12 protein-coding genes are annotated in these 13,055 nt (G+C 66.5%); 4 read left to right on the top strand and 8 right to left on the bottom strand.

Features of this window, described 5'->3' with window-relative positions:
- The first annotated feature begins 92 nt into the window (after nt 1-92).
- Both AADJ02_RS07015 and AADJ02_RS07010 read left to right on the top strand, forming a co-directional pair.
- Entirely contained in the window at nt 93-1,388 is a 1,296-nt protein-coding gene (locus AADJ02_RS07015; RefSeq protein WP_341212282.1) for a citrate synthase, read from the top strand.
- Nucleotides 1,389-1,855: 467 nt separating this feature from the next.
- Entirely contained in the window at nt 1,856-2,464 is a 609-nt protein-coding gene (locus AADJ02_RS07010) for a hypothetical protein (protein WP_341212281.1), read from the top strand.
- Between the two features lie 4 nt (nt 2,465-2,468).
- Here AADJ02_RS07010 and AADJ02_RS07005 read toward each other — a convergent pair whose 3' ends face one another.
- The 8 genes from AADJ02_RS07005 to AADJ02_RS06970 all read right to left on the bottom strand — a co-directional run bounded on the left by AADJ02_RS07005 (nt 2,469) and on the right by AADJ02_RS06970 (nt 9,366).
- A complete protein-coding gene (locus tag AADJ02_RS07005) occupies nt 2,469-3,245 on the bottom strand; it encodes an enoyl-CoA hydratase-related protein (RefSeq protein WP_341212280.1) in 777 nt (258 codons plus the stop codon).
- Between the two features lie 68 nt (nt 3,246-3,313).
- Nucleotides 3,314-3,757, bottom strand: coding sequence for a cytochrome c-type biogenesis protein (locus AADJ02_RS07000; RefSeq protein ID WP_341212279.1), 444 nt, complete (start codon nt 3,755-3,757; stop codon nt 3,314-3,316).
- Nucleotides 3,754-5,727, bottom strand: a complete 1,974-nt coding sequence (locus AADJ02_RS06995; RefSeq protein WP_341212278.1) for a heme lyase CcmF/NrfE family subunit — start codon at nt 5,725-5,727, stop codon at nt 3,754-3,756. The genes AADJ02_RS07000 and AADJ02_RS06995 overlap by 4 nt, the downstream gene beginning before the upstream one ends.
- Nucleotides 5,728-5,806: 79 nt before the next feature.
- On the bottom strand, nt 5,807-6,370 hold the full coding sequence (locus AADJ02_RS06990) for a holin family protein (protein ID WP_341212277.1): 564 nt from the start codon (nt 6,368-6,370) through the stop codon (nt 5,807-5,809).
- A complete protein-coding gene (locus AADJ02_RS06985; protein ID WP_341212276.1) occupies nt 6,361-6,972 on the bottom strand; it encodes a holin-associated N-acetylmuramidase in 612 nt (203 codons plus the stop codon). Before AADJ02_RS06985 ends, AADJ02_RS06990 begins: the two co-directional genes overlap by 10 nt.
- Before the next feature lie 44 nt (nt 6,973-7,016).
- The gene (gene ccmE / locus AADJ02_RS06980) at nt 7,017-7,475 is read right to left on the bottom strand and encodes a cytochrome c maturation protein CcmE (RefSeq protein WP_341212275.1); all 459 of its coding nucleotides are present in this window, start codon (nt 7,473-7,475) and stop codon (nt 7,017-7,019) included.
- A complete protein-coding gene (gene argC, locus AADJ02_RS06975; protein WP_341212274.1) occupies nt 7,475-8,503 on the bottom strand; it encodes an N-acetyl-gamma-glutamyl-phosphate reductase in 1,029 nt (342 codons plus the stop codon). The genes ccmE and argC overlap by 1 nt, the downstream gene beginning before the upstream one ends.
- 50 nt (nt 8,504-8,553) lie before the next feature.
- The gene (locus tag AADJ02_RS06970) at nt 8,554-9,366 is read right to left on the bottom strand and encodes an aspartate/glutamate racemase family protein (RefSeq protein WP_341212273.1); all 813 of its coding nucleotides are present in this window, start codon (nt 9,364-9,366) and stop codon (nt 8,554-8,556) included.
- Nucleotides 9,367-9,661: 295 nt separating this feature from the next.
- On the opposite strand from AADJ02_RS06970, the gene AADJ02_RS06965 reads away from it, so the two are divergent.
- Nucleotides 9,662-10,567: a LysR family transcriptional regulator gene (locus tag AADJ02_RS06965; protein WP_341212272.1), complete on the top strand. Its 906-nt coding sequence runs from the start codon at nt 9,662-9,664 to the stop codon at nt 10,565-10,567.
- A gap of 297 nt (nt 10,568-10,864) precedes the next feature.
- Nucleotides 10,865-13,054 (top strand): phosphoribosylformylglycinamidine synthase subunit PurL, encoded by a 2,190-nt coding sequence (gene purL / locus AADJ02_RS06960; RefSeq protein WP_341212271.1) that lies wholly within the window; start codon nt 10,865-10,867, stop codon nt 13,052-13,054.
- The last annotated feature ends 1 nt before the right edge of the window (nt 13,055 follow it).

Below are 13,055 nucleotides of genomic sequence, written 5' to 3'. Positions count from 1 at the left end.
CTGCCTCCCGCCGCTATGTTGCACCGCGGCATCGAAAGATCAGAGCGCCGCGCCGCGAGTTGAGCGGCGGCGGGAACACGAAGGGGACCTGAATGGCCGAAACGACCAAGACCGCGAAGCTGACGATCGACGGCGAAAGCTATGATCTGGCGATGTACGCCCCCACCGACGGGCCCGAAGTCATCGACATCCGCAAGCTCTATGCGCAGGCGGGCGTCTTCACCTATGACCCGGGCTTCACCTCGACCGCGGCCTGCGACAGCACCATCACCTATATCGATGGCGAAGCGGGCGTGCTGCTGCATCGGGGCTACCCGATCGACCAGCTCGCCAAGCAGTCGCACTACCTCGAGGTTTGCTACCTGCTGCTCTATGGCGAGCTGCCCTCGGCGGCGCAGCTCGAGGAGTTCGAGACGCTGGTGACGCGTCACACGATGATCCACGAGCAGATGCACAACTTCTTCCGTGGCTTCCGCCGCGATGCGCATCCCATGGCCACCATGGTGGGCGTGGTCGGCGCGATGTCGGCTTTCTACCACGACAGCACCGACATCAACGACCAGCACCAGCGCGAGGTCGCCTCGATCCGCCTGATCGCGAAGATGCCGACCATCGCGGCGATGGCCTACAAGTACTCGATCGGCCAGCCCTTCGTGTATCCGCGCAACGATCTCGACTATGCGTCGAACTTCCTGCGCATGTGCTTCTCGGTCCCGGCCGAGGAATACGAGGTGAACCCGATCCTCGCCCGCGCGATGGACCGGATCTTCACGCTGCACGCCGATCACGAGCAGAACGCCTCGACCTCGACGGTGCGCCTCGCCTCCTCCTCGGGCGCCAACCCGTTCGCCTGCATCGCCGCCGGCATCGCCTGTCTCTGGGGCCCTGCCCATGGCGGCGCCAACCAGGCCTGCCTCGAGATGCTGCGCGAGATCGGCACCCCGGACCGGATCCCCGAGTTCATCGCCCGCGCCAAGGACAAGAACGACCCGTTCCGCCTGATGGGCTTCGGCCACCGGGTCTACAAGAACTTCGACCCGCGCGCGAAGGTGATGAAGGAAAGCGCCGACGAGGTGCTCGATCTGCTCGGCGTCGAGAACAACCCGACGCTGCAGGTCGCCAAGGAGCTCGAGCGTCTGGCGCTGGAAGATCCCTACTTCTCCGAGAAGAAGCTCTACCCGAACGTTGATTTCTATTCGGGCATCATCCTCGATGCGATGGGCTTCCCGACCTCAATGTTCACGCCGATCTTCGCGCTGGCGCGCACCGTCGGTTGGGTCTCGCAGTGGAAGGAGCAGCTCGCCGATCCGCAGCTCAAGATCGGCCGTCCGCGCCAGCTCTATCTCGGGGCCGCCGCGCGCGACTATGTGGATATCGAGACGCGCTGATCCGCTTGCGATCGACGGAACGAAGGACGGGCCCGGCGGCGACGCCGGGCCCGTTTGCGTTTCGGGGCGCGAGTCGGGCAACACCGGTAGCGAATGACAAGGGAATCGCCATGATTTTGCCACGATCGACGCGCCGCATGGGCGCGGATGAAGATTGCGGACCACAATGCATCAATCCTTGCCCGAACCGCCGTATTGTCGAGCCATCGACCTGCCGAATGGGACATGTCCGGACAAACAGGGCTCTCAAAAGAACCCTTGATTTCCTTAGAAAACCTCGGTGTCAAAAAATTTAGGATAGGAGACCTATACTTTAGAGACCTATCCTTTCGCCTAAGCCATTGGCGATAAAGGGCATTTCCCAGATCCCCGGCCGCGATGCCACCGCAATGCCGCAATCCGGGGCGATACAGAATGCGTTCAGTTAGACCAGTGCCAGTTTCAGCCCTCAGCGGAAGGATCTACCCATGCCGACCCATATCGCAGTGCAGTCCACCCCCACGCCCGAAAGCGCCAACGCCATCTTCGGCCGCGACGTTCGTATCAAGCTGGCGCTGCACGAGACGGCGGATGGCACCATTTTGCTCGGGCTGGAGATGGCGGAGGGCGAAGGTCAGGGGCTCGGAATCGCGGCGCTTGTGTTCGACTTTGCCGATCACGATCTTCTGGGTCAGATGAGCCTGACCGGCCCGCATCTGCGCAAGCAGTGCTTCGGTGCCCGCAAGGTGCATGGGACCGACCGGTCGGGGCGCGGCTATGATTGCGGCGCACGTTTGGGCCGCGCCACCGCGATGGGCATCAACGCCCCCCGCGAGACCCGCCTGACGCTGGCCCACGACACGCTGTCGCTCACCCTCGACGATCTCGCCGGGCGCGACTTTTCGCTGCAGCTCGTGCCGACGGCCGCGAACCACGTCGCCTGCGAAAGCTTCACCGTCGAAGGCCGCTTTCCCGCGCGTCCCGCCGCCGGCAGGACGGCGCGGCCCTCGACCGACGGTTCGGTCTTCGGTGGCGTGCTCGACGACATCCTGCCGCTGATGTCGCGCCTGACGCAGCGCGGGGCCAGCGCCGCCTGAATCGTCAGCGCCCTTCGAAGCGCGGCGCGCGCTTTTCGATGAAGGCCACGACCCCTTCCTTGAAATCGCGGCTGCGCCCGCAGGCCCCCTGCAGACGCGCCTCGTGTGCAAGCTGCGCCTCGAAGCCGTTCTCGGGGCTGGCGCGCATCGCTTCGCGCAGGTGGCGGTAGGTCTCGGTGGGGCCCTGCGCCAGCTGCGCCGCCCGCCCCTGCCAGCGTTCCTCGAAATCGGACTCGGGGGCGGCTTCGTAGATCATGCCCCATTCGGCCGCCTGACGCGCCGGGATCCGGTCGGCGAAGAGCATCGCCCCCATCGCGCGCGCGGCCCCCACCTGCCGTGGCAGCGTCCATGTGCCGCCCGCGTCGGGGATGAGACCAATCCGCGTGAAAGCTTGGGTGAAATGCGCGGCCTCGGAGGCGATCACCACGTCGCAGGCCAGCGCGAGGTTGGCCCCTGCCCCTGCCGCGGCCCCGTTCACCGCGGCGATGCTGGGCACCGGCAGATCCCGCAATGCGAGCAGCATCGGCACGTATTCGTCGCGCAGCACACGCTCGAGATCGGTGACGTTGGCGTTGCCGGTGTCGCCCAGATCCTGACCCGAGCAGAAGGCGCGGCCCGCACCGGTCAGCACCAGCACCCGCGCGCTGGCGTCGAGGTTGCGCAGGGCATGGGTGATCTCGGCCCGCATCTGGGTGTTGAGCGCATTCATCACCGCCGGGCGGTCGAGCGTGAGCAGCGCCACGCCCTCCTTCACCGCGAGACCGATCGTCTGGTAGTCCATCAAAGCTCTCCCCTGGTTCGCGAGCGAGCCTACAGCGGCGCGCGCGCGAAAAAAGGGGCAACCAAGCGTCAGGGCTTCAGGATGTCCCGGAGCTTGGTCTCTTCCTCTTCGGTGAGGCGATCCTCGGGGCCCGAGGCGCGACGACGGATCGACACGAAGGCGACGCCACCCGCGAGGATCAGCAGGCCGGGGGCGGCGAGCCACAAGATCAGGTTGGCTCCCGAGGCATCGGGCTTGAGCAGCACGTATTCGCCATAGCGGTCGACCACGGCCTGCATCGTTTCGGCATCGGTGTCGCCCGCGAGCAGCCGCTCGCGCACCATCAGGCGCAGATCGCGGCTGACGCCCGCATTGCTCTCGTCGATGCTCTCGTTGCGGCAAACCGGGCAGCGGAGCCCGGCGCTGATGTCGCGCGCGCGCGCTTCGAGCGCGGGATCGTCGAGCACCTCGTCGGGCTGCACCGCGAAGGCGGGTGCTGCCACGAGGGCGAGGAGGAGGGCCAGCCGCCTCACTCTGCCGCCACCGGCGCGGGCGCGGCGCGCCGTGCCCCCGCCGCCACGCGCATCCGCCGGTCGGACAGCGAGGTGAGACCGCCAAGCGCCATCAGGATGGCACCGGCCCAGATCCAGCCCGCCATGGGTTTGACATGGCTGCGCACGGCCCAGCCGCCGCCGTCCTGCGGATCGCCGATCACGAGGTAGAGGTCGCGCCATATCCCGCCGTCGATCCCGGCCTCGGTGGTGGGCATGCCCGCCACCGGGTAGAACCGCTTTTCGGGCAGCAGGGTCGCCACCACGCGGTCGTTTTCGCGCACCGACATTTCGCCGATGGTGGTGAGATAGTTCGGCCCTTCGGCCTCGCGCACCGTGTCGAGCGTGATCTCATAGCGACCAAGGGTCCAAGTGTCGCCGATCTCGGCGACGCGGATGTCCTCTTGCTGCCAAGCCAGCAGGCCAGCGATACCGATGATGGTGACGCCAAGCCCGCCATGCGCCATCCCGCGTCCCCAATCGGCGCGCGGCAGGCGGCGCAAGCGACCCAAGCGCGCGGAGAGCGCCCCACGCCCCGAGCGCGCCCAGAGATCGGTCCCGGCGCCGCCGATCACCCAGCCGCCGAGGGCCAGACCCAACGGGCCCAACGCCGAGCGCCCCGAACCAAGCGCGTAGCCCAGCAGCAACAGCGCCAGCGCCAGCGTCAGGGCGGGCCAAAGTTGCCGCAGCACCCGACCGCCCGAGGCGCGCTTCCATGCGATGAGCGTGCCCGGCGGCAGCAGCAGCGCCAGCGCCACGAAGAACGGCGTGAATGCCGCGTCGAAGAACGGCGGGCCGACCGACAGCACCCGGCCAAAGGCCATCTCGGCGATCAGGGGCCAGAGCGTGCCGACAAAGACCACCATCGCCGCCACGGCGAGCAGCACGTTGTTGGCCACCAGCGCGCTCTCGCGGCTCACGAGGCCGAAAACGCCCTTGGCCTCCATCGCATGGGCGCGCGCGGCATAGAGCGTCAGCGCGCCGCCGGTGAAGACGGCGAGGATCATCAGGATGAAGACGCCGCGCTCGGGATCGTTGGCGAAGGCGTGCACGGAGGTGAGCACGCCCGAGCGTACGATGAAGGTGCCCAAGAGCGAGAAGCTGAAGGCAAGGATCGCCAGCAGCACGGTCCAGCTTTTGAGCGCCTCGCGCTTTTCGGTGACGATGGCCGAATGCAGCAGGGCGGCGGCCAGAAGCCACGGCATGAAGCTCGCGTTTTCGACCGGATCCCAGAACCAGAAGCCACCCCAGCCCAGTTCGTAATAGGCCCACCACGAACCCAGCGCGATGCCAATGGTCAGAAACAACCATGCGGCGAGGGTCCAGGGCCGAACCCAGCGCGCCCATGCGGCATCGACGCGACCTTCGATCAACGCCGCGACCGCAAAGGAGAACGACATCGAGAGGCCGACATAGCCGAGGTAGAGAAACGGCGGGTGAAACGCGAGGCCGGGGTCCTGCAGGAGCGGGTTCAGGTCCTGCCCGTCGAAGGGCGGCACCGCCATGCGCAGGAACGGGTTCGAGGTGAACAGCAAAAAGGCGAAGAAGGCGACGCCGATCGAGGCCTGCACCGCCAGCACCCGCGCACGAAGCCGCTCGGGCAGGTTGCCGCCGAACCAGGCGGCGGTCGCGCCGAAGCCCGACAGGATCACCAACCACAAGAGCAGCGATCCCTCGTGGTTTCCCCAGACGCCGCTCACCTTGTAGAGCATCGGCTTCAAGGAATGCGAATTGGCCACCACCAGTGCTACCGAGAAATCCGAGGTGACGAAGGCCACCGTCAGGGTTCCGAAGGCGAAGGCGGTGAGCGCGAATTGCGCGGTGGCGGCGGGCTCTGCCACGCCCATCCAGCCGCGCCAGCCCTTTTGTGCACCGATGAGCGGCACCACCATCTGAACGATGGCGGTGGCAAAGGCCAGAATCAGGGCGAAGTGTCCAAGTTCGATCAACATGGACAAGGTTGTAACCGATCCGCCCGGCCCGCGCTATCACGGGGGCGGGACGGATCGTCGCTCCCACGCGGGAAGCCGGTCACGCCTGCGTGCGCTGCCAATCCTCGAGCGCCGCGTTGGCTTCACCGCCGACCCGGGCCTTGGCCCCGATCGGTCGCGGCAAGGGCGCGGCCGCTGGCTCGGGCAAGGGTATGGGCGCGGGCTCGGGCCGAAGCGTCCGCATCCGCGCCAGCGCCTCGGCCATCTCGCGCTCGAAGCTCTGGCCATGCGCCTGCATCCGCGCCCCGAAGTAGAAGCTGACCACCGCGCCCATCAGCCACCAAAGTGGCTCGGGCACCAGCGCCAGCCCCTCCATGCGGGCCATGAACCAGACCGGGTCGGTCATCGCCGCCCCGATCAGTCCGAGCGTGCCGAAGGCCATCGCCGGGCGCGGCAACCGGTTCAGCCCGTCAATGAAGCGGTCCCAATGCCCGCGCCGCTCGCGCGCCATTTCGGCGGCATATTGCGCCAGCACGTCCGCGCGGTGATCCGACGCCCGCACCGCACCGCTTTCGGCGTTCTCGCGAAACGCCTCGACCGTTTCGACCACGACGTTGCGGCGTGCGCCGAACAGCGTCGTGAAGATCCCCCCGATCAACCCCATGCTGCGACCCTTTCGCGATGCTGCGCCTCGGTGAGGCGGTATTTCGGCGCGATGAATTCCTCGGCGCGGGTGATCCAGCCGCCCTTGCCGCCGTCGCGCCGGCGCGCGTATTTGCGGCTCGCCGGGCGGCGATCGGCGAGGCTGTAGTAGTAATTGCGCCGGGCGATGCCGTAGGCATCCGCCAGATGATCGGGGGCCGCGGCCTGCGCGCGCGCCGCCGCCGCGATGGTCTGCGGCCCGATGATGCCGTCGATCGCGACAGGAATGCGCATCGCCACGAGCAGGCGCTGCAGGATTTTCACCGCGTTGGCACCCGAATTGACATACATGTCGAAGACCGAGGCGCGCAGCGGTTCAGGCAGCGCGTCGATGCGGGGCCGCTTGTAGTAGTGCTCGATGAAAATCCCGGTGGCCTGCGCCCGGCTGAGGCGCTTGAGATCGGCGGTGGTGATCCGGCCATCGGCGTCGAGATCATAGCCCAGCCGCCGCAGCGTGCCGATGGTGACGCCCATGTTCGTGGCCCCGCCCGGATCGTCCGGGTCGTCGACATAGCCGCCTTCGCGCGCGACGATTTCGGCCGCTATCTCTTCCACGCTCTTCATCTCTCACCCTCCGTGACCCCGGATGGAAGAGTGCCAAGACCCGGTTAATTCGACGCGGGCGCTGCGTCCGGTGCCTTGTAGACGCCTTGCTCCTGCAGCGCGTCGATCACCTCTTTGGGCATGTAGCTCTCGTCGTGCTTGGCGAGGATCTCGATCGCCTCGAATCGCTCGCCGGTCCAGCGGCCCTGACCGACCATGCCCTGACCCTCCTCGAAGAGGTCAGGCAGGATGCCGGTATAGGCGACCGGCACCGAGGCCGCGCCGTCGGTGACCGAGAAGGTCACCGTCTCGCCCTGCCCGCGCACAAGCGTGCCCGCCTCGACGAGACCGCCCAGGCGAAACACCTCGGTCGGCGTAGGCGGCTCGGCCATGACCTGCGCGGGCGAGCGGAAGAAGTTGATGCCATCGCGCATCGCATAGCCGATGATCCCGGTGGCCAGCACCAGCGCCACGGCCGCGAGCGCCAGCACCTGGATGCGGCGGGTTTTCTTCAGCCCGCGCATCAGGGAAACACCGGGGCCAGCATCAGGCCTTGGGTTTCGGGCAGCCCGAGCATCAGGTTAGCGTTCTGCAGCGCCTGACCAGAGGAGCCCTTGCACAGGTTGTCGAGGGTCGAGACCACCAGAGTGCGGCCAGAAACCCGGTCACCCGCGACGCCCATGTGGCAGAAGTTCGACCCCTGCACGTGGCTCATCCCCGGCAGCTTGCCAAACGGCAGCACGCGCAGGAACGGCTCGGCCTCGTAGCGCGATTGCAGTGCCTCGTGAATGGCTTGCGGATCGCCCTTCACGTAGCACGAGGCGAGGATGCCGCGGTTCACCGGCACAAGATGCGGGGTGAAGAGGATGCGCACGTCGCGGCCCGCGATCTGGCTGAACTCCTGGTCGAACTCGCCCAAGTGGCGATGCGTGCCGCCCGCCGAATAGGCCAGAACGTCCTCGGAGCGCTCGGCGAAAAGCATGTTCTCCTTGAGCGAGCGGCCCGCACCGGAGACGCCGTTCTTGAGGTCGCAAACGATGTCGTCGAGGTCGATCAGACTCTTTTCGATCAAGGGCCGCAGCGCGAACTGTACGGTGGCGGCGTTGCAGCCGGTTCCGGCGACGAGCCGCGCGCCTGCGATCTCGTCGCGGTAGAACTCGGTCAGGCCATAGACGGCTTCGGCCTGCAGATCCATCGCGGCATGCGGCTTGCCGTACCACTTTTCGTATTCGCCATCGTTGCGTAGCCGGAAGTCGGCCGAGAGATCGACGATCTTCAGATCCTTGGGCAGATCCGCGATCACCGCCTGGCTCATCGCATGGGGCAGCGCACAAAAGGCGATGTCGATGGTCGAGAAATCGATCTCGTCGATGGTGCAGAGCTTGGGAAGGTCGAGATGGCCCAGATGCGGGAATACCTCGCCCATCGCCATGCCCGCCTTGCGGTCGCCCGACAGCGCCGCGACCTCGATGCCGGGATGCGTCGCGATCAGGCGGACAAGCTCGGCACCTGTATAGCCCGAGGCTCCAAGGATGGCGGCGGAATGGGTCATGTGGGGCTCCTTGTCGGAGAATGGAGACAGGTTTGCGCTCGGGCCAGGCTTCAGGCCGGGATGAACTCGATCTTGCGGCGCAGGAATTGCGTGGCGCGGTTCGACACGTTCTTGGGGTTGCCGGTGGTCAGGAACAGGCTCTCGGTGCCGGGTCCGACCATCTCGGGGCGGCGGTCAAGGTAATCCGCAAGGCTCTCGGCCACGAGACTGGCTTGGCTGAAGACCTTTACATCGGCGCCCAGCGCATCCTGAAAGGTCTCTTCCATCAGCGGGTAATGCGTGCAGCCCAAAATCGCGGCGTCGGGCTCGGGCATCTTGCGCTTAAGCGCGTCGACATGGGACCGCACCAGCGCCTCGGCAAGGATCAGGTCGCCCTCCTCGATCGCATCGACCACGCCGCCGCAGGCCTGCGCCTCGACATCGACGCCGATGGCGCGGAACGCGAGCTCGCGCTGGAACGCGCGAGAGCGCACCGTGGCAGGGGTAGCAAAGAGCGCCACATGTTTCACGCCGACCTCGCGCGGAGGCGAATTGTCGCCCCAGTGCCGCTCGGTCAGCGCCTCGATCAGCGGCACGAACACGCCCAGCACCCGCTTGCCCTTGGGCACCCAGCCCTCCTGCATCCGGCGCAGCGCGGCGGCGGAGGCGGTGTTGCAAGCGAGGATGACGAGATCGCAGCCCGCGTCGAACAGCCGCTCGGTGGCTTGGGTGGTCAGATCATAGATGTCGTCGGCGGTGCGCACACCGTAAGGCGCATGGGCATTGTCGCCGAAATAGACCAAGGGCACCTCGGGCAGACGCTTTTCGATCGCGCCCAGCACCGTGAGTCCGCCCAAGCCACTATCGAAGATCCCGACCGCCATCGCGCCACCTTGCTCTTTTGCCCTGTAGGGTCCGAGACATACGAGGCTTTGCAGGGGAAATCCATCGGTGCTTTGGCGCGCCCGCGGGGGGAATTGGCGGCATTGTGTGCACCGAGGGCGCGGCATTGCGCGACCTTGCGTCGAAAGTGACGAGAAATTCGGCAATTATCGTATTTTGGCGTTATGCTGCGCGGGGTTTCTCTGGCGCAGGCGCGAAAAACCGCGCAGGCGCTTTGCAAGCACCGTGCCCGGTCATAGATGGCGCGGCTCAAGGATGAAGGCAGGACGGATAGCGATGGACTGGGACAAGCTGCGAATTTTTCATGCGGTGGCGGATGCGGGCAGCCTTACCCACGCGGGCGATTCGCTGCATCTGAGCCAGTCGGCGGTCAGCCGACAGATCAGGTCGCTGGAGGAGCAGCTCAACACCACGCTGTTTCACCGCCACGCGCGCGGGCTGATCCTCACCGAGCAGGGCGAGCTGCTGTTCGACGCGACCCGCGCCATGAACAAGCGATTGGAGGCCGCCTCGGCGCGCATCCGCGACAGCGAGGAAGAGGTCTTCGGCGAGATCAAAATCACCACGCCGATCGGCTTTGGCACGCTGTGGCTCGCGCCGCGCCTGCCCAAGCTCTACGAGCGTTATCCCGACCTCAAGATCGACCTGATCCTCGAAGAACGCGTGCTCGACCTGCCGATGCGCGAGGCCGACGTCGCGATCCGCATGAAGGAGCCGAGCCAGGCCGACCTGATCCGCAAGCGGCTGATGAACGTGCGGATGCGGCTTTATGCGACGCGGGAATATCTCGACAAGGCGGGCCCGATCGACCGGGTCGAGGATTTCGAGAACCACCGCCTGATCTGCCAGAACCCCAGCTCGGCGCAGGTCGCCGCAGGGGCGTCGATGGTGCAGGAGCTGATGGCCAACAACATCCCCTCCCTACTCACAGTGAACAACTACTTCGGCGTGCTGCAGGCGGTGCTCAACAACCTCGGCGTCGGCGTGCTGCCCAACTATCTCAACGAACATTTCCCGGGGCTGGTGCGGGTGTTGCCCGACCTTGAATCCGGCGAGGTTCCCGTGTTTCTGGCCTATCCCGAGGAGCTGCGGCAATCCAAGCGCGTCGCGGCGTTCCGCGATTTCGTGCAGGAAGAGGTGCAGGCGCATCGTCGCAAACTTCGCGAACAGGTCGCGGATTAGGCGGATTGCCCAAAAAACAGCCATGCATGTGACGCATGACGGCATTGTCCGATGGGCGGGACATTTGAACTTGATCGTTCACATACTGCTATATATCTCGGCAATTGAAGCCGATGCTGCTTTGCGGCGCATCGCTTCATACCTCCCTGTTGGACTTGCCGGGCCTGTGTGCCCGGCTTTTTTTTTGGCCGGACCGGATAGCGGGCCGGGCCACGAAGCTTGATCGGGGCGCTAAACCCGCTTTCCCCTGCGGCGGCCTGCTTGTATGACGCGCGCGACCAGCAGGAGAGCGCCCGCATGTCCGACCCCCAGATCACCGACGACCTCATCGCCGCGCACGGGCTCAAGCCCGACGAATACGCGCGCATCCTCGAGATCATCGGCCGCGCGCCGAGCTTTACCGAGCTTGGCATCTTTTCGGCCATGTGGAACGAGCACTGCTCCTACAAGTCGTCGAAGAAATGGCTGCGCACCCTGCCCACCGAGGGCCCGCAGGTCATCTGCGGCCCCGGCGAGAACGCGGGCGTGGTCGACATCGGCGACGGTCAGGCCGTGGTCTTCAAGATGGAGAGCCACAACCACCCCAGCTACATCGAGCCCTATCAGGGGGCCGCGACCGGCGTGGGTGGCATCCTGCGCGACGTCTTCACCATGGGCGCGCGGCCCATCGCGGCGATGAACGCGCTGAGCTTTGGCAGCCTCGATCACCCCAAGACCCGTCGCCTCGTGTCGGGCGTGGTCTCCGGCGTCGGCGGCTACGGCAACTGCTTTGGCGTGCCGAACGTCGGCGGCGAGGTGCGGTTTCACCCGAGCTACAACGGCAACTGCCTCGTCAACGCCTTTGCCGCCGGTCTCGCCGATGCGGATGCGATCTTCTACTCGGCGGCCTCGGGCGTCGGCATGCCGGTGGTCTATCTCGGCGCGAAAACCGGGCGTGACGGCGTCGGCGGCGCGACCATGGCCTCGGCCGAATTCGACGACACGATCGAGGACAAGCGCCCCACGGTGCAGGTCGGCGACCCCTTCACCGAAAAGCGCCTGATGGAGGCCTGCCTCGAGCTGATGGCCTCTGGCGCCGTCATCTCCATTCAGGACATGGGGGCCGCCGGTCTCACCTGTTCGGCGGTGGAGATGGGCGACAAGGGCAATCTCGGCATCCGTCTCGATCTCGACCGCGTGCCCTGCCGCGAAAAGGCGATGACCGCCTATGAGATGATGCTGTCGGAAAGCCAGGAGCGGATGCTCATGGTGCTGCTCCCTGAAAAGGAGGCCGAGGCGCGGGCGATCTTCGACAAATGGGATCTCGACTTCGCCATCGTCGGCGAGACGATCCCCGAGGACCGGTTCCTCATCGTGCATGGCGACGAGGTGAAGGCCGACCTGCCACTCAAGGCGCTGTCGGGCACTGCGCCGGAGTACGACCGTCCTTGGATCGAGACGCCCCAAGCCGCGCCGCTCGGGACCGTGGATGAGATCGACGCGATCGCGGGCCTGCGCGCGCTGATCGGCTCGACCAACCATGCCCACAAGGCGTGGGTCTGGGAGCAGTACGACCACATGGTGATGGGCGACACGGCGCGTGCGCCGGGTGCGGGATCGGGCCTCGTGCGGGTGCACGGCACCGACAAGACGCTGGCCTTCACCTCGGACGTGACGCCGCGCTACGTCAAGGCGAACCCCTTTGAAGGCGGCAAGCAGGCCGTGGCCGAGGCCTGGCGCAACCTGATCGCCACGGGGGCCAAGCCGCTCGCCGCGACCGACAACCTGAACTTCGGCAACCCCGAAAAGCCCGAAATCATGGGCCAGCTCGTCGGCGCGATCAAAGGCATCGGCGAAGCCTGTGCCGCACTCGACTTCCCGATCGTGTCTGGCAACGTCTCGCTTTACAACGAGACCGACGGCACCGGCATCCTGCCGACCCCCACCATTGGCGGCGTCGGCCTGATCGAGACCACCGACCGCGCCATCGGCACGCAGCCCCGCGAGGGCGACGTGGCGCTGATGCTTGGCACAACCGAGGGGCATCTGGGTTGCTCGGCGCTGCTTTGGGAGATGCTGGGCCGCGACGAGGGCGATGCGCCGCATGTCGATCTCGCCGCCGAAAAGACGCATGGCCTCTTCGTGCGCGACAACCATGGCCTGATCCGCGCCTGCACCGATCTCTCGGACGGCGGTCTGGCGCTTGCGGCCTTCGAGATGGCCGAGGGTGCGGGACTTGGCGTCGAGATCGGCGTTACGGGCACCGCGGCGCTGTTTGGCGAGGATCAGGGCCGCTACCTGATCGCCGCCGACGAAGAGAGTGCCGCGACGCTGGAGGCCGCTGCGGGCTCCGCCGGCATCCCTCTGGCGCGCGTCGGTCGCTTTGGCGGCGCGGGCGTCAGCCTCGGCGGTGCCACCGCACCGCTGGCCGAGCTTTCAAAGCTCTATCGCACCGCTTTCGAAGAGGCGCTGCACATCCCGGCGGCCGAGGCAGAGCTGGCGGTCTGAG

The sequence above is a fragment of the uncultured Limimaricola sp. genome, from assembly GCF_964022235.1.
GTDB lineage: Bacteria > Pseudomonadota > Alphaproteobacteria > Rhodobacterales > Rhodobacteraceae > Limimaricola.
This window is presented reverse-complemented; position numbering and strand designations above follow the sequence as displayed.

What these genes read in the sequence shown, in the direction of transcription:
- AADJ02_RS06990 (WP_341212277.1), bottom strand. Translation starts at nt 6,370, where the DNA reads ATGGGGTTGATCGGGGGGATCTTCACGACGCTGTTCGGCGCACGCCGC.
- AADJ02_RS06995 (WP_341212278.1), bottom strand. Translation starts at nt 5,727, where the DNA reads ATGTTGATCGAACTTGGACACTTCGCCCTGATTCTGGCCTTTGCCACC.
- argC (WP_341212274.1), bottom strand. Translation starts at nt 8,503, where the DNA reads ATGACCCATTCCGCCGCCATCCTTGGAGCCTCGGGCTATACAGGTGCC.
- AADJ02_RS07010 (WP_341212281.1), top strand. Translation starts at nt 1,856, where the DNA reads ATGCCGACCCATATCGCAGTGCAGTCCACCCCCACGCCCGAAAGCGCC.
- ccmE (WP_341212275.1), bottom strand. Translation starts at nt 7,475, where the DNA reads ATGCGCGGGCTGAAGAAAACCCGCCGCATCCAGGTGCTGGCGCTCGCG.
- AADJ02_RS06970 (WP_341212273.1), bottom strand. Translation starts at nt 9,366, where the DNA reads ATGGCGGTCGGGATCTTCGATAGTGGCTTGGGCGGACTCACGGTGCTG.
- AADJ02_RS06965 (WP_341212272.1), top strand. Translation starts at nt 9,662, where the DNA reads ATGGACTGGGACAAGCTGCGAATTTTTCATGCGGTGGCGGATGCGGGC.
- AADJ02_RS06985 (WP_341212276.1), bottom strand. Translation starts at nt 6,972, where the DNA reads ATGAAGAGCGTGGAAGAGATAGCGGCCGAAATCGTCGCGCGCGAAGGC.
- purL (WP_341212271.1), top strand. Translation starts at nt 10,865, where the DNA reads ATGTCCGACCCCCAGATCACCGACGACCTCATCGCCGCGCACGGGCTC.
- AADJ02_RS07005 (WP_341212280.1), bottom strand. Translation starts at nt 3,245, where the DNA reads ATGGACTACCAGACGATCGGTCTCGCGGTGAAGGAGGGCGTGGCGCTG.
- AADJ02_RS07015 (WP_341212282.1), top strand. Translation starts at nt 93, where the DNA reads ATGGCCGAAACGACCAAGACCGCGAAGCTGACGATCGACGGCGAAAGC.